Source organism: Planococcus maritimus, from assembly GCF_001687625.2.
GTDB classification, from domain to species: Bacteria; Bacillota; Bacilli; order Bacillales_A; family Planococcaceae; genus Planococcus; species Planococcus maritimus.
Genome location: NZ_CP016538.2, coordinates 2,355,195 through 2,369,653 on the forward strand (window position 1 = coordinate 2,355,195; position 14,459 = coordinate 2,369,653).

17 protein-coding genes are annotated in these 14,459 nt (G+C 45.8%); 7 read left to right on the plus strand and 10 right to left on the minus strand.

Annotation, left to right across the window (positions count from 1 at the left end):
- Positions 1-45: 45 nt before the first annotated feature.
- The 5 genes from BBI11_RS11795 to BBI11_RS11815 form a co-directional block, all read right to left on the minus strand.
- Positions 46-1,143, minus strand: coding sequence for a GGDEF domain-containing protein (locus BBI11_RS11795; RefSeq protein ID WP_167358162.1), 1,098 nt, complete (start codon positions 1,141-1,143; stop codon positions 46-48).
- Positions 1,144-1,334: 191 nt separating this feature from the next.
- Positions 1,335-1,565 (minus strand): hypothetical protein, encoded by a 231-nt coding sequence (locus tag BBI11_RS11800; RefSeq protein ID WP_068463570.1) that lies wholly within the window; start codon positions 1,563-1,565, stop codon positions 1,335-1,337.
- 75 nt (positions 1,566-1,640) lie between these two features.
- Positions 1,641-2,102 carry a VanZ family protein gene (locus tag BBI11_RS11805; protein WP_068463572.1) on the minus strand — a complete coding sequence of 154 codons (462 nt, stop codon included), beginning with the start codon at positions 2,100-2,102 and terminating at the stop codon, positions 1,641-1,643.
- A 51-nt stretch (positions 2,103-2,153) separates the two neighbouring features.
- Positions 2,154-4,208 carry a cell wall-binding repeat-containing protein gene (locus BBI11_RS11810; RefSeq protein ID WP_068463574.1) on the minus strand — a complete coding sequence of 685 codons (2,055 nt, stop codon included), beginning with the start codon at positions 4,206-4,208 and terminating at the stop codon, positions 2,154-2,156.
- Between the two features lie 511 nt (positions 4,209-4,719).
- The gene (locus BBI11_RS11815; RefSeq protein WP_068463576.1) at positions 4,720-4,902 is read right to left on the minus strand and encodes a hypothetical protein; all 183 of its coding nucleotides are present in this window, start codon (positions 4,900-4,902) and stop codon (positions 4,720-4,722) included.
- Positions 4,903-5,017: 115 nt separating this feature from the next.
- On the opposite strand from BBI11_RS11815, the gene BBI11_RS11820 reads away from it, so the two are divergent.
- Both BBI11_RS11820 and BBI11_RS16755 read left to right on the plus strand, forming a co-directional pair.
- Complete coding sequence (locus BBI11_RS11820; protein WP_068463578.1) at positions 5,018-5,491, plus strand: PH domain-containing protein; 474 nt, start codon at positions 5,018-5,020, stop codon at positions 5,489-5,491.
- A 46-nt stretch (positions 5,492-5,537) separates the two neighbouring features.
- The gene (locus BBI11_RS16755; protein WP_068463581.1) at positions 5,538-5,834 is read left to right on the plus strand and encodes a TIGR04104 family putative zinc finger protein; all 297 of its coding nucleotides are present in this window, start codon (positions 5,538-5,540) and stop codon (positions 5,832-5,834) included.
- Between the two features lie 287 nt (positions 5,835-6,121).
- On the opposite strand, the gene lexA is transcribed toward BBI11_RS16755, so the two are convergent.
- Positions 6,122-8,548 (minus strand): transcriptional repressor LexA, encoded by a 2,427-nt coding sequence (lexA, locus tag BBI11_RS11830; RefSeq protein WP_068463583.1) that lies wholly within the window; start codon positions 8,546-8,548, stop codon positions 6,122-6,124.
- A 256-nt stretch (positions 8,549-8,804) separates the two neighbouring features.
- Here lexA and BBI11_RS16760 point away from each other — a divergent pair, with 256 nt between their 5' ends.
- Positions 8,805-9,131 carry a TIGR04104 family putative zinc finger protein gene (locus BBI11_RS16760; protein ID WP_068463586.1) on the plus strand — a complete coding sequence of 109 codons (327 nt, stop codon included), beginning with the start codon at positions 8,805-8,807 and terminating at the stop codon, positions 9,129-9,131.
- Here BBI11_RS16760 and BBI11_RS16625 read toward each other — a convergent pair.
- Positions 9,067-9,285 (minus strand): hypothetical protein, encoded by a 219-nt coding sequence (locus BBI11_RS16625; RefSeq protein ID WP_237150267.1) that lies wholly within the window; start codon positions 9,283-9,285, stop codon positions 9,067-9,069. The genes BBI11_RS16760 and BBI11_RS16625 overlap by 65 nt on opposite strands.
- Here BBI11_RS16625 and BBI11_RS16765 point away from each other — a divergent pair.
- Positions 9,185-9,448, plus strand: coding sequence for a hypothetical protein (locus BBI11_RS16765; protein ID WP_416383651.1), 264 nt, complete (start codon positions 9,185-9,187; stop codon positions 9,446-9,448). The genes BBI11_RS16625 and BBI11_RS16765 overlap by 101 nt on opposite strands.
- 61 nt (positions 9,449-9,509) lie before the next feature.
- Positions 9,510-9,818, plus strand: a complete 309-nt coding sequence (locus tag BBI11_RS16770) for a TIGR04104 family putative zinc finger protein (RefSeq protein ID WP_068463590.1) — start codon at positions 9,510-9,512, stop codon at positions 9,816-9,818.
- Positions 9,819-9,864: 46 nt separating this feature from the next.
- Here the strand turns inward: BBI11_RS16770 and BBI11_RS11845 are convergent, their stop codons facing one another.
- The 3 genes from BBI11_RS11845 to BBI11_RS11855 form a co-directional block, all read right to left on the minus strand.
- On the minus strand, positions 9,865-10,494 hold the full coding sequence (locus tag BBI11_RS11845; RefSeq protein ID WP_068463592.1) for a hypothetical protein: 630 nt from the start codon (positions 10,492-10,494) through the stop codon (positions 9,865-9,867).
- Between the two features lie 306 nt (positions 10,495-10,800).
- Complete coding sequence (locus BBI11_RS11850; RefSeq protein WP_068463593.1) at positions 10,801-11,484, minus strand: DUF554 domain-containing protein; 684 nt, start codon at positions 11,482-11,484, stop codon at positions 10,801-10,803.
- A 62-nt stretch (positions 11,485-11,546) separates the two neighbouring features.
- Positions 11,547-12,365: a MerR family transcriptional regulator gene (locus tag BBI11_RS11855; protein WP_068463596.1), complete on the minus strand. Its 819-nt coding sequence runs from the start codon at positions 12,363-12,365 to the stop codon at positions 11,547-11,549.
- Positions 12,366-12,719: 354 nt separating this feature from the next.
- Here BBI11_RS11855 and BBI11_RS11860 point away from each other — a divergent pair, with 354 nt between their 5' ends.
- Together BBI11_RS11860 and BBI11_RS11865 are read left to right on the plus strand one after the other, a co-directional pair.
- Positions 12,720-13,280, plus strand: coding sequence for a sigma-70 family RNA polymerase sigma factor (locus BBI11_RS11860; protein WP_083389088.1), 561 nt, complete (start codon positions 12,720-12,722; stop codon positions 13,278-13,280).
- Positions 13,267-14,367, plus strand: a complete 1,101-nt coding sequence (locus tag BBI11_RS11865) for a hypothetical protein (RefSeq protein WP_068463599.1) — start codon at positions 13,267-13,269, stop codon at positions 14,365-14,367. Before BBI11_RS11860 ends, BBI11_RS11865 begins: the two co-directional genes overlap by 14 nt.
- Positions 14,368-14,459 lie beyond the last annotated feature (92 nt).

Genomic DNA, 14,459 nt, shown 5'->3' on the forward strand with positions numbered 1-14,459 from the left:
TAGCATTTTTCTATGGCCTGGCCTATTCGAATTCATGCACTACAACTAAGTATGTACTTGATATTCCGCAGTCGGCTCGATAGTCGCTTTTACTTTGACGACTGTCACTTGGTTGCGCCCCGAGTCTTTCGAGTGATAGAGGGCACGGTCTGCCTTTTCGATCAGTTCATCCACCGGCTGTTCCGCGCTTGAAATGGCGGCACCCAGCGAGACAGTTAAACGTCCGCCCGGCTGTTGTTCCCTGCCATAAAACGCATAGTCCTCGATCCGTTCCCGCAAAGCATCTGCCCGCTCAAACACCTGCTGTTCGGTCGATACTGCCGTAAAGCACAAAATGAATTCTTCCCCGCCGTAGCGTGCGATGACATCCCCAGAGTGCATCGCTTCTTCCATCAGCCTGCCAATCGATTGAAGCACGACGTCCCCTGCTGGATGGCCGTGCGTATCGTTGTAATTCTTAAAATGATCGACGTCCATCATGACGATAGCCATCGGGACGCCTCTGTATTTCAATTCACGCACTTGTTCATGGAAAAACCGAAGATTCGGCAAACCCGTCAACGAGTCATGTGTTGAATCATGTTCAAGTGCTTTCGAGCGAATGATGTTGCGGTGCGTATCATTGAGAATCAAGCCCATCGCCATGACACCGATTGAAGCCATGACTGCCATGATGACAGCCATTTCAATAGATGCAGGCGTTGATATTACCATCCACACCGATTTGATCACTTCAAATACCGCAAAGCCAATCATCATCCGTTTGATATTGACCAGCGCATACGCTTGGCCTTGATTTTTCCACCCGTGAAACAAACTGCCAATGACGACCGGCAACAAAATGGCTAACGAGATGCCGTGCCATACCATTGGCCCTTCCATAATTATCCGGTAGATGACCGGGATGATCATGGCGATTATACCTGGCAACCAACCGCCTACAAATGCGATGAAAAACAATGGTACCTCGCGCAAATCAATGCGCATCCCTTCTTGAAGCAGCGGGTTGTACATAATCGCAAACGCTAAAAACCCGGTCAGCCATCCTGTGAACAATGGGGCTATTCTCGATTCTGCCAACTTCGGAGCAAGATACTCCCGTGCTTTCAAGCCAATGTACATCATTGCTATGATTAACGCCATATTTTCCAGGAAATAAAAAAAGTACCTTTCCATCTATACACCCCACTCTAGTCAGTCTCTTAAGTTTAGCAGGGAATGGAATTTCTTCCATACTATTTGGAAATTAATTATAAAAAAACAGTCCTTTACGCGTGAATTTCCTCGTAAAAAAAAATCGCATCGCTTATAAATGAGCGTCGCGGCTTTAGTCCTTATTCTCCTAGCAATAAGCTCGATAAACGATGTGACTGCTCGTCCAATTCCTCATGTTTTGTCACAAGGTCATGAAGTTTAGCTTTCATCGCTTCCAGGTCTTGATCGTTTTCAAATTGCTCAGTAATCTGCACTTGTTCTTGCAACACCTGAATCGTCTTCTTTAAGGTCTCGCGGTATTCTGTGCTTACTGCAAATTTTTCTTCTTTGTCTTTCAACTTATCTTTCATCAATCTCCACCTCCTGCATGTTCTATTCCCCATATCTGCCACCAAAAACACGCAGCGGCAAAGCAAAAAGGCCGTTCACCAAATGGTTTCAGCCTTTTTGTTGCCTTGCCATTTGGACTTTGTGAAGAACCAATAGCACATCAGGCCAATTGCCGCCCCTGAGCTATCGATTAAGACGTCGCGAAATTCGCCACTGCGCCCAGGGATGAATAATTGATGAAACTCATCAGACATCGCATATACCGCGCTAATGCCGAATGCCCAAAAAACAGCACGCTTCAAGCCCGCGCCAGTTTTTCTGAACGCCCGAACGATAAGCAAGCCCAGCACGAGATATGCGAAGAAATGGGCGCTTTTCCGAAATAAGGTATGAAGTGTTTCAAATTCCAAAGGAGTGAATGAAGCGACGCCTTCGAACACCCATCGAACAATTTCCGAACTGATGCCGCCGGATACCCCGGCCGGCTGATGCGATAAACTAAAAATAAGAATCATCCATAAGGCCGGCCATAGCCAGGCCAGCAATTGCTTTTTCATCCTGCCAAATCCTTTTCATTATTGTGATGCTTCCATTATAACCTAGCCGCTTCAATCGACAAGCGCTTCGAGTGAACGGGCCATCCCGGCATCGAAAAGGTTTTCCGAGTCGACGATCAAAAACGACTCATACTGCGCCAATTGCTTTTTCAGTTCTTTCGTTAAACCACCCGTGCCGATCAAATACAGCGAGCCGTTGCGTCTTGCGGCTGCATTGGCCGCCGATAAGGCGTCAGTGAAATTCGAAGCCGGCGCCAATACGGCCACGCGGCGCTTGGCATCTTCCTCTTTGGTCCGCGCTTCGATCGACAAGCGGTCAGCGGCCAATACAATCTCGCTGCGCCCGCTCATGGCGGCGGTCGTCTCGCGCGGCATGCGATTGCCTTGCGACAGCAAGATCGGATATTGGTTTTGCGCCGCAAAGACAGAAGCGAGCGACACATCCTTAAATGTCGAACCATCCGCCACGACCGCGCCTTCTGACGCGATGCGCTCAGAGACAAGTGCCGCCGTCTCGTAGCGATTGGCGCCGCCGATTCGTTCCGATTCGACGCCCATCAAGGACAGCGCGTCTAATTGCGCATCCGAGATGAGCGGCTCACTGCCGAGGATGATGGCCTTGGTTGCGCCAAGGCGTTCAATTTCCGCTCGCGTCGAAGCGTTTAGGCGGCCTTTTTCAGTGAACAGTATCGGCCCGCCTACTTGATAGGCAAGCGGCACCCCGGATAACGCGTCCGCAAATTTTTCACCTGTCGCAAGCACGACCGTCTCTGCCGAATCCCACACTGCTTCCGATAATAAAGCCGCCGTCTCATAGCCATCCGCACCGCTAATGGTGGTTACGGCTGGCTCTTTCGCTTCGGGTTCGCCGCTGTATGCCGCAATGCCACTGCCGCCATAGACATACATCGTATCGTTCACGGAAGCGAGAAGTTCACTGCCTGGCGGGACTTTTTCCTGCGCCACTTGATTGCCCCGTACATCATAGAATTTTAGGCTCCCGGCACCAAGCACTGCCGCCCCGCCTGATGGCGACAGTTCAGCCGCCGAGATGGAATGCTCGAGTACTTTAGTGAAGCCGCCGGACGGGGACATTACGTTCAAGGCGCCCAGATGATAAGGATTGCCGAACGCACTGGTTCCTTGTTCCTGAAGCAATAGCAAACGGTGATCGCTTTGCTGCTGGTGGCTCAATGCGGATTCTGTCACCACCGGGCGGTAACGGTTTTCAAGCGCACGGAACGAAGCCGAGCGCACCGGCTCGCGCAAGCGTTCGCCTCCTCTGGAATTTAAAAATGCCCATTCACCGGAATCCACATATTCGACGATCACGCCGTCTTCATCGGTCCCGGCCAGCCGCACTTCTTCAGAAGCCGGCAAGGCTCTTTCGTACAAGACCTTTTCAGCATTCAGTGAACGCGCAATCAAGGTCGGCACTTCAACTTCTGCGTTCGGTGCTTTGATATAGTAGATGATACTGCCCGATACCGCATACGGTTCCAGCACACTCGGCGATTGCCATTCTTTTCCTCCTGACAATGCGCGGCCATGGAGCGACGATCCGTCGAAATACATCAAGTGACCGCTCGAAATGGCCACCTGGCGTAAATCGCCACCTGCTATATCTGCAACTGGTGTGCCGTCGAGTTTGTAGACGAGTAAACGCGCGCCGAGATTGCCAGTGATCAGCACATGCCCTGACTCGAGCGCAATGTCTATACCGGAAGCACTCATTCGAAAACCGTCCGCAAGTGCAAACGATGCTTTTTCTTTGCCATTTGACAGATTGTGCACCGAAACTTGTTGCCCGGAAACCACGACAAATTCCCGGTCTCCAATTGCATACTGGGCCGACGCTAGCTCCTTGCGCCATAATTCCTTGCCTTCCGCGTTATAACTGACAATCGCCTGCGCTTGTAACTGGCTTTCGAGCACCGCTATGATTTGTTTATTCACAATGGAAAGTTCGCTCGCTTTGACGCCTTCCGTAAACTGGACCAATTCACGGTATTCCGTTTCCGCTGCGAGCGCTTCATGCGAGAAGATGCTTGCTCCGCCTATAGTTGTGAGCAAGACGATCCCTATCCCGATTTTGACGTGTTTCATATGCCTCTCCCTCTTTTCCTGGCTGTCTTCTTTCAGCCTAATGATAGAAGGTTAAGGAAATGTTAAAAAAATGAGGAAATGCCCCGTGTGGATTGTGGGAATCCAGACAGGGCGTAAGGGAGATTGTCGTTTTGTTGTGCCAGTTTCGTGGGACTGGTTGCAGTTGTGGTGTTTGGTAGTGGATTGGTGTATGTGGAATTGTTTGTGTAATTGTTTCGGTATTCTTTTGAGGTTTCGAATGAGGAATCGCTGCCCAGCTTTGGGTTGGCCTTTAGCAAAAAGCCAGGAAGGACGCCTGTCTTTCTGCGTCGGCTCACCCTTGACGCTTGGGCAGCTTAGAAAATTCATTCATACAATTGTGTTACACTAGCTCAGCTTTTTAAGTTGTTGCCGGCTAGTGGGGGGAATCGCTTCCTGCTAGAGGGTTGAAATTTTATCTTGTAGGAGATATCTGAGTTGAGATGGACAGGATTCGGGACTTCGAATCGAACAGGAGGAGGTGTACAATTGCTTAGCGTTTGTGCTTACTCCAGTCATAGGGCTCTTTCGTCCAGTCCATAATTAAATAAACCACAAATACGATAACAGCATAGAGCAAGCTATCTCCCCACAGGATTTCACCTTGTGAGAGATAGTCTTTGAACGAAATGACGACAAAAATTGCCAAGGCAATTTTCAAATTTTTCTTCAGCATTTCCTCTCCCCTTTCTTCTTTCTAAGCTAAGCTTGAGGTTTCATCTTTAGAAAAAGAGCACAAACATGAAGCTTCTGGCGTTTTTAACCGTATAAATAAGTAGAGGTGAAGAACTATGATTTTTCGTTCGAAAATCGATTCATTTTATATCCGTTGTACTTTAGTGGCTATCCTGTTCATCGCTGCAGTTTCATTCGTTCCCTTATTACTCGAGGGCGTGCCGCTTTTGGATTTGGTTATTGTTACGCTAACTTTTGCCGTGACGACCGCGCTCATCCTGTGGGTCACATTTTCTATCCGGTACGTCTTCTTGGAGAGTCATCTGCTGGTAAAGGCCGGTCCTTTCAGAAGCCGAATCCCATATCACAGCATTTTGAAAGTTTCTCCGACACGCAATGTATTAACAGGCTATCGCCTATTGGCTTCACGCGATGCACTGGAATTGATTAATAATAAGACCATGTTCGGGACGGTGAAGATTTCGCCTGAGGAGCAGCCCGTTTTTATCGAAGAGCTGAAAAAACGATGTCCCGAATTAAAACTGGATAAAAAATTTTTGGAACAGGCATCCAATCATCCAAAACCATAGTATGATGAGAAGAAAATAAGGTTCCTCACTTGAAAGGAGTGCCTTCATGCCTCATTGCCAAAATTGCGGAGTTAAATGGCGTTGGAATGAAATGATCAAAATTGCCTTCAAAGGACAGATGCCTTGCGCAAATTGCGGGAAAGGCCAATACGTCAAAAGCGGCCGGAATCTCTTCTGGGCATTTTTACTTGTCGTACCTTATGTACTCCTGTTTTCCTACCTTACTTCCACTTTCGGTTTTAGCTGGCCTCTGGCAATAACTGCATTCGCCTTTATTATGACGCTTAGTACACTTATGGGGCCATTCTTTTATAGATTATCGAATACGAAAAAACGAATTTAAAATAGCTCGCGGGCTATTTTTTAGGTTGTCGAAAAAGTTATGCAATCGTATTTTCCGAAGCTTACCGCACGACTCCGTGGGCTCGCGCCCAAGCCTCCTCAGCCGCTTTGCGTCTTCCGGGGTCTCGGTCGTCTCGCTGATCCACCGGAGTCGAGCGAACGCTTCTCCAAATACTAAGATAGGTCGCTGATTTTCGAATGTCGAAAAGAGGTGCCCTATTATAATTTACAACTGATTCCCCCTCAACACTCTAAAAAAACAGCCCGCGGGCTGTTTTTTTATGGCTGCTATTTCTTCATTACCCCAATGACCCGGCCGTTGATGTACACATCTTCGCTGCGCATCATGATCGGTTCGAATTCGGGATTTTCCGCGACGAGCAAGATTTCACTGCCCATCGGCATGTATTTTTTCATCGTCGCTTCACCATCGATGACTGCGATGACGATGTCGCCGTTTGACGCTGTATTTTGCTGGTGAACGACGACCATATCGCCTTTATCGATGCCCGCATTGATCATGCTGTCGCCGGTTACTGTCAGCAAAAAGCTGTCCTTCGGCGACACGAGCCAGTCGCGCGGCAAGCTGTGCGCCGTCTCGTAATTCTCGGCAGCAAGTGCCGGAATGCCCGCCGCTACATTGCCGATCAACGGCACTTCCGCCAATTCGTGCATTAGGATTAACGCCTCTTCTCCGGCTTCTCTCACTTCGATGTCCGCTCCAGGTTCTTGGGCGTATTCGTAATCGCGCCCATTTTTCAAGTTTTTATAAAGGCTGCGCTGCTTCGTATCCGGCAAAAAACGCGCTTGGCATTTTGGCAGGTCTTGTACTTCTTCGCCGCGGCGGTCGATGATCTTGACCGACAAGCCGTCCGTTGCAATGCCGTAAAACGCCCGGCCGTCTGCTTCTAAATAACTCTTCAATTGGATCACCGCATCATCGATCCCCGTTCCAAACCGTTTTACTTCGGCGATGATATACGGCCGCACTTCTCCGTCAGCATGGATTTCAACAGCGATGTCACAATAGCCTTTTTTCGAAAACTGCTGGACCGGGTATTCGAGCTGCATCAGTTCGTACGGATAGCCATAAGTTTCGTGGAGTTCGCGGAGAAGCCACTGGCGGGTCAACTCTTCTTTTGAATGCAAGTCAACCAATTGATCGGCCAATCGGTAATGGGTCATGCTGATCGACTCGAACGGTCGCAGCGAGGCATCTTTTCGCATGCGCAAATGCTTGCGGTCGATTTCCTTAATGAATTTCGACGGCTTTTTCACCGACGACATGTACAATAATTCGTTCGCCCGTGTCATGCCGACATACAATAGCTTGCGTTCATCCGAATCGATGGTCTTCTGGTCTTCGGCATCCTCATAAAGCTCCATCGGAATGACGCCTTGATTCAAATCAATGAGGAAAATGACTTTAAATTCCAGCCCTTTGATCGAATGCATCGTCACGAGCTTTACTTTATCTGATTCGAAATCCGGCTCATTGGTCTGCAAGATTTCACACGGAATGCCTTGTGCGGCCAGATCCGCAGCTGCGCTTTCGACTGAGCGCTTGCTGCGCGCGACGATGCACATTTCGGACAAACGGTAATCGCCTTTGAGTCTATCGATTTCTTGTGCCAGAAAGGCCACTTGCTGTTCAGGCTGCATGAAGAAATGGTAAATCGGTGGATGACCATGGCGATCGATCAATGCCGGTTTGACGAAATCGACGTTCGATTGAATCGTTTCATCCGCTTTTATCAAATCGAACGCGGCTTGCGAAATCTCTGTCGTCGTCCGGTAGTTTTTACTCAAGGTACGCGATTTCCCGCTCATATCATAGCCAATCGTCGTGTACGGACGGCCTTTGCCAAGCCAGGAATCCGGATAGATGCTTTGTGTATTGTCCGCCACGAACATCAAGGACGAATGGTCTTTTTCTTTGTACAATTCCTTCAAGAATTCCAGCTGAACACGTGTCAGGTCCTGGCTTTCATCGATGATGATATGGGTATACTTGCCGCCATTTGAACGCCTGACTTCCGACAGCGCCAGTTCGTTCATTTGCTTGAATGAAACCAGTCCTTCTTGTTCCAAAAACTCGCGGTACAATCTGGCCACTTCAAAAACGGCTTCACGGGTTGGCGAATTTTTCAATAGTTTTTGAGGCGTTCCGCTATTTCCAGAAGCGCGCCCGACGCGGTCCACTGATTGATAAGTCTCGATATCGGTCATCGCACACGAAGTAATCCACTCCGCCTCGTCTTTCAGGAACTTTTGGTTTTTCGGCGTCAGCAACTTCACGTCTGGATAGGACTTCTTTACTTCATGGATCGCCTTTGTCAGCACTTGCCATTCCTTGTCAGCCGGCGCAATGGACAGCTTGCGTTTCGCGCGCTGCAAGTACTTCATAAACTGCCCGTACATCAGCGAATCGATCGTCGAGATTTTCACTTCCGCATTCGCCGCAAACAATCGCTCTGCCTCGCCAGCTGCCGCATCCGCCAAACGCTCGTATTGAAATTTTATGTAATTGAGCAAGGTCTTATTGTAGGTCACCAGTAAAATCTGGTCGTCTTCCTCGTGGCAATAATGATCCATCAAAAAATGAATGCGCCGAATTGCCACCGTCGTCTTGCCCGATCCAGCTACCCCTTTAACCAACATCGGCCCGCTCGGCTCGAGTTCGACTATGCGCCGCTGTTCCATGTTCAACTTCATCCCCCGCACCCTCTCCATTTACAACTTATACCTTTATTCTAAGAATATTGTCATACAATAGCAAGGACTTGCTACACATAAAGGGAGGAATATCTGTTTATGGATGGAACAGAACGGACGATTTTGATTTTACAGCTGCCGATATTCACCCACAGGGCATATTCCTTATATGATTCCCATAAATTTGGATTACTTCTGAAATCCAGGGTATACAATACTTAACAAAGAACAATTTGGAATGGAAAGGAGCAAATCAATGCCTTATTGCGAAAATTGCGGGACAAAATGGAGTTGGATAAACCTCTTGAAAATCGGATTTCAAAAGAAACGAAAATGCGCAACGTGCAATACAATGCAGTACGCTCCACCTGGTTTAAACCGTAAACTATACATCCCTTTGCTTATCATCATGTTTATCGCGCCTCTTCCGTGGGCTTATCTAGAGGTTCCTGATTTGGCTTATGTCTTGTTTTTTATCATCTTGGGCTTACTGGTGATAATTTTCTTGCCCTATACCATCAAGCTGCACAACCGGCCGAAACAAACCAAAGCTGCCAATACCCCATCGGATGAGAAAGGATGAATGCTATGCCTCGTTGCCAACACTGCGGATACCAATGGAGTTGGAAAGATGTAATGAAGCTTAGTTTAAAATCGAAAAGGGAATGCCAGAACTGCCACAAAATCCAGTACATATCGGCCAAATCGAATTTTTGGACCACTTTTTTGACTTCCATGGCTTTTCTCCTTCCTATGAACTTCCTGCGTGCTTATTACGAAATCAGCTGGCCATGGATCTTCCTTGCCATACCAATTTACATACCGCTTGTTTCACTACTGATGCCTTTCTTTTACAAACTATCGAACACTCAAAAACGTTTTGGCAAAACGGTCGAATAATTGACTACTTCCATCTATCTTAAAATCAATGCATTTATGCTTGCCAGAAAGGATGAACCTTATGCCTCACTGCCAAAATTGCGGATATCAGTGGAACTGGAAAGACATGTTCCAACTCAGCCTTAAATCAAAGCAACCATGTCGAAATTGCGATAAACTCCAATATCCAACATACCAATCGCATTTCTGGAGCTATATGTTATTCCTTATTCCTTTTGTTCTCGTGTTCACTTTCGTCCGTATTTACCTGGAAGCGGGATGGCTGATTCTTCTCCTTATCTTTATGGTTCATCTAACGCTTGCTTTATTATTGATTCCATTTTTGCTCAAGTTATCGAATACGAAACACGAGTTTCAAAAATTAATTTAAACGCAAAAAACGCAGCGGGCGAGTGGCTGCGTTTTAAAATTTTTTGCTATCTGATATCTTCGATTAGCTGATCTTTATCATTAAAATCAATTTTACCGATTTTGCCTTCTTCCGGCACAATCGCCCTGCCTTCAAAATCATATTCATTCGCTTCGCCATCTGCTGGTTCATATAATACGTTAAATGTAAAACTGTAAAGCGTCTCTCCATTATCGCTTTGCACGATATCCATGTCCGACGTGCTCAGTTGATAGTCGCTATCACTAAAACTATAGTAAAAAGCCCCGTTTCTGGAAAAGTTCTCATAGCCATTGTCGGTAAAATAAGCTGCGTAACTTTCTTCCATATAATCCATCAAGTCTCTATACTCAGCAGACTCTAGGAAAGCGTTATATTCTTCCTCGCTCGGATCCACCGGTTGCTTGTCAGCCATAACGTCCCACAAATTCCTATACGTTTCGTCCGGCCCATTGAATTCTTGTTCAATCACCGCACGGATCGCTTCTTCGCTTTTATCCATTTCATCCTCATCTGGCTCCACGTTTTCAGCCGTTTCAGCGACTTTTTCATCCCCCGTGCCACCTTCAGTCGAACATCCAGCCACTATCGCGCTAAGCAAAAGCCCCAACACTCCGTATAATAATAAAATCCTGCAAAGACCTAGTCTGTCTGCCATCACCATTCCTCCATTTCTTTGAAATGAACCCAAGTATAAAAATCTGATAGCTATTATACGGTCTCACTCTTGAAACGATTCACTTTTATTACAATTAAATGGAATGACAGCTTACCCTTCACAAACTGTCGGGGCAGTAAAATTTGTCACTTTAAGTGTTACTTTGCAGATAATAGACGAACCCCCAAACACCCTGTTAAGACAAGGTTATTGGGGGTTCTTATAAAAAGCTGTGCCAACTACCGATAATCCGGCAATATGTAAACCAACTATCCACCATCAAAGTCCACTTGGAAAACCTGCTACTCACAAATGAAATAGATGAATAAATCCAAACACAATTACTGGAACCAACAAAGACGGAAGCAGGTTTAACGTGTTGAATTTCTTGATTCCTAAGATACTAAAGCCCGATGCCATAATCAGCATGCCCCCGATAATCGTAATTTCGTTCAGAAGATCTGTATTAAGAGAATTCCCGATCAAAGTAGCCATTGCGTAAATGGAGCCTTGCCAGGCAAATAAAATAACTCCCGAAATGGCAATTCCAAATCCAAACGTGGATGCTAGAACAATGGAGGTGATGCCGTCCAACATACCGTTTGCGAGGAGGTACGTATAGTCTCCATTCAAAGCTGCGTTGATAGGGCCTAGAATCGACAAGGTTCCAATACAGAATAATAAGATAGCCGTAGCCAGTCCTTCAGCTAAATTTCCTGTTGAGTATTTATTGACCAACCTGTTGAATCTCGACTCCAGTCCAAATCTTTGCCCAATCACGCCTCCCGCAGCTAAACTCACTATAAAAAGCACAGGATATTTGCTATCTGGCAAATGTTGAACGAGCGCATCAATTCCTAACGCAAGTGCCACAAGGCCCATAGCCTGCATGAGAATTTGATGGTACTCGTCCTTTAATCCCTTCTTCAATATACTTCCGATCAGACAGCCTGCCAGAATCATTCCTGCATTAAACACTGTTCCAAACATAATCTCTTCTCCTTTAAATTAGCTTTCTAACTAAAAATATAGACCCTCCTGTAAGAGGAGGGTCAACTGTTTATAGGTATTTGAATTTCCGTCAGATAATCTTCTTCCCGAGAGGAGATATACTGATTGATGATGGTTCTTTCCAAGGAGTCTCCCATGATTTCAAAATTGTTTTCGTGAATGTAATTTAGCAACTGCGAATAGGGCTGATGGGATTCGCTGTGTTTGCCATTATAGTAAATACAAGCGTATGCGCCTTCCGGTAAACTATCAGCTAAAGGAACATTGACACTGTTATCTTCATCCAAAATAAAGATAGAGTTGTATTCATGAAATTTACGATTAACCATATCGTACATACTTACCGTAAGCCCCACACCCCCGATAAAAAGCGAAGAACTTAATTTTGCTTGGTTTTCCAGCTGCCGCAAACTGATTTCTAAGTCCGGTTCTGAACTGATTTTTTCAGCAAGCCGAATAATTCGTCTCTTTTCTAGGTTCTTGGTAAATGGAGTCATCAGCTCTTTGTGTTCTCTCGCCAATTTGATATCCGAAATTCGATTTTGAAATCTTTGGGTGATACGTTCAAGATCCTTTATTTTTTGTTCGGTAAATTGCTTTTGTTCTTCTAACAAAAGCAGAAAGCCATCGATATCTCTATGTTCTAAGTGCTTCTTAATCTCAACTAATGAAAAACCTAAGTCTTTCAAATAATTGATGGTATTCAGCTGTTCAAATTGATCCGTTGAATAATAGCGGTATCCATTGCTCGGGTCCGTATGAACAGGGTTCAATAGGTCAATCTTATGATAGTGATGAAGCGTCTTAATGGTTGTATTATGAAGTTTCGCCATTTCGCCAATTGAAAATTTATTTTCCATAAAACCTATCCTTTCCCTCCACTTGCTTTGGGCTCTATTATAAATCATCCCTTGCTAATTGGTTTAAAAAACTATTCGCAAACATACACTTTGCAGAATAAAAAAAGAAGAAGCTCACTTTTAAGCTTCTTCCGATAAGGGGTCATATGTAAACTAACTCTTGATGAAATTCTATTTTAACAAACCTTATAAGCTAACCAGTAGCTGGAAGTACTTTAATTTTTATGTACTTTCTCTTTTTAATTTCTAAATTTAGCTTACTTCGATCGCCTAATTGACTGCCTCTGTTAAAATTAATTGTCAAAACAGGGGTCACCGGACTGTTGGAATTCGTCTAATCTTTGAAAGGAGGGAATGCAGCTGATGGAACTGCCCAATGAAGAAATCTCATTTTCCGCCTCTGAACCCCACCAGCTCTTAAATGAGTTGATGACTGCATACGGCAATGAACTGAAGCGGATTGCATTTCTGTATGTAAACGATGTATCGGAGTGCGAAGACATTATTCAGGAAGTATTTGTAAGCTGTTTCCAGAACATACATAACTTTCAGCATAGTTCCTCTTATAAGACATGGCTGACTCGTATCACCATTAACAAATGCAAAGACCACTTGAAGAAGTGGAGCTTTCGGAATTTGCTGTACCACCCGTTTGTAAACGTCCAAAAGACAGATCCTTCCGCTGAAGTTTCCGCACTGTCAGAAATGGCTGCAGAAGAAATGGCTGCATACCTTTCACATCTTTCCCCCAAATATAAAGATGTATTGATTTTGTTTTATTACCAGGAACTGACGATGAATGAAATCAGCGACGTGCTTGATGTTGGAAGCAACACGGTGAAGTCCCGGCTTCTTCGAGGCAAAAAGGCGCTGCAAGTTGAACTGGAAAGGAGCGGATTTGATGGATCACTTTGATAAAAATATAAAGTCGAAATTGAAGGAACACGCAGATAAGCACGTCAGTTTCACAGCTGCCGACCGAAACCGGATCATTCAGCAAGTTAGCAGGAAACAAAAAGAGCGCCGACGCTTCCAGCCCGTCTATCTTTCAGTGCTTACCTTGACAGCTCTTTTCACTATTCTACTGACTTTATCACTCATCGATACGGGTAAACAGCAAGTTCAGGAAGTGCAGAATGCGCTGCACGAAGTTGCGCTTGCAGATCGATATGAAGGACGAGAGCTGATAATCGGCGCAATCGGTGAGTTGCCAGATTTCTCCTTTGACCATGTTATATTCCGGGAAGCGAAACCTGCGGATCTTCGTGAAAACAGCGGAGAATATAACGCATTTTTCATTACAGAAGAATACTTTAAAGAACTGTCAACAGATGAATGGACGGCCGTATTCCAATCGATTTCTACGCCGGTTTTCTTTCTGAACAACAACTATAACGCCGTTGTTTTTCAATCCGACGGCATTGATTACCGAGAAGGCGCGTGGGAATCCACCAAGAATACGGAAGGCTTTGTCGGAGAAGCTTTCGGTGAAACTGACATTATGAGTTGGGGATATGGTAGCCCCACGCCCTCAGAAGCGCCCGCGGATGTGCCTGCTCACTATTTTCATTTGATGTTCAAAGACATCGAAAAATACTGGGCTTCGGTTAATGTGGATACAATAGCTGCTCAACTGGAAAACCTTCAACCCGATTTCACAAAAATTATCAGTGAAACAGAAACGCAATATGGAAAGCTCGTTTTCTACGGCCTGACTAATGAAGAACACACAGCGGAAGGAGTCGGTCTTGCGCTTTTCCAACAAGTTCAGGAAGACTGGCTCTATCTGGATGGAACCGCAAGCACTGTCACGAGCGTGCAAGGTATTACTGGTTCGTCCGATTGGATTGAATTGCCCAACGGAGATAGCATCCAATACAGTTACCGGTACAATAACAGCAAACCGCTGAACCATATCGAACAGATCGATGCACTTCCCTCTCCTTCGGACGGAGAGCTCGGCGCCATTTACTATACTTTGCCAGAAAAAAACGCACAGTAATATCGCCTTCCGATCCCAACGATCGGAGGGTTTTTTCCTGTCATATTACAAAGGACTAGTAGTGTGTTTCACTTATAGGAAATTTGTTTTAA

Coding starts and splice junctions, on each gene's coding strand:
- BBI11_RS11865 (WP_068463599.1), top strand. CDS start 13,267: ATGGATCACTTTGATAAAAATATAAAGTCGAAATTGAAGGAACACGCA.
- BBI11_RS11850 (WP_068463593.1), bottom strand. CDS start 11,484: ATGTTTGGAACAGTGTTTAATGCAGGAATGATTCTGGCAGGCTGTCTG.
- BBI11_RS16625 (WP_237150267.1), bottom strand. CDS start 9,285: ATGGAAGTCAAAAAAGTGGTCCAAAAATTCGATTTGGCCGATATGTAC.
- BBI11_RS11805 (WP_068463572.1), bottom strand. CDS start 2,102: ATGAAAAAGCAATTGCTGGCCTGGCTATGGCCGGCCTTATGGATGATT.
- BBI11_RS11855 (WP_068463596.1), bottom strand. CDS start 12,365: ATGGAAAATAAATTTTCAATTGGCGAAATGGCGAAACTTCATAATACA.
- BBI11_RS16760 (WP_068463586.1), top strand. CDS start 8,805: ATGCCTTATTGCGAAAATTGCGGGACAAAATGGAGTTGGATAAACCTC.
- BBI11_RS16765 (WP_416383651.1), top strand. CDS start 9,185: ATGAAGCTTAGTTTAAAATCGAAAAGGGAATGCCAGAACTGCCACAAA.
- BBI11_RS16755 (WP_068463581.1), top strand. CDS start 5,538: ATGCCTCATTGCCAAAATTGCGGAGTTAAATGGCGTTGGAATGAAATG.
- BBI11_RS11810 (WP_068463574.1), bottom strand. CDS start 4,208: ATGAAACACGTCAAAATCGGGATAGGGATCGTCTTGCTCACAACTATA.
- lexA (WP_068463583.1), bottom strand. CDS start 8,548: ATGAAGTTGAACATGGAACAGCGGCGCATAGTCGAACTCGAGCCGAGC.
- BBI11_RS11860 (WP_083389088.1), top strand. CDS start 12,720: ATGCAGCTGATGGAACTGCCCAATGAAGAAATCTCATTTTCCGCCTCT.
- BBI11_RS11845 (WP_068463592.1), bottom strand. CDS start 10,494: ATGGCAGACAGACTAGGTCTTTGCAGGATTTTATTATTATACGGAGTG.
- BBI11_RS11820 (WP_068463578.1), top strand. CDS start 5,018: ATGATTTTTCGTTCGAAAATCGATTCATTTTATATCCGTTGTACTTTA.
- BBI11_RS11815 (WP_068463576.1), bottom strand. CDS start 4,902: ATGCTGAAGAAAAATTTGAAAATTGCCTTGGCAATTTTTGTCGTCATT.
- BBI11_RS11795 (WP_167358162.1), bottom strand. CDS start 1,143: ATGGCGTTAATCATAGCAATGATGTACATTGGCTTGAAAGCACGGGAG.
- BBI11_RS11800 (WP_068463570.1), bottom strand. CDS start 1,565: ATGAAAGATAAGTTGAAAGACAAAGAAGAAAAATTTGCAGTAAGCACA.
- BBI11_RS16770 (WP_068463590.1), top strand. CDS start 9,510: ATGCCTCACTGCCAAAATTGCGGATATCAGTGGAACTGGAAAGACATG.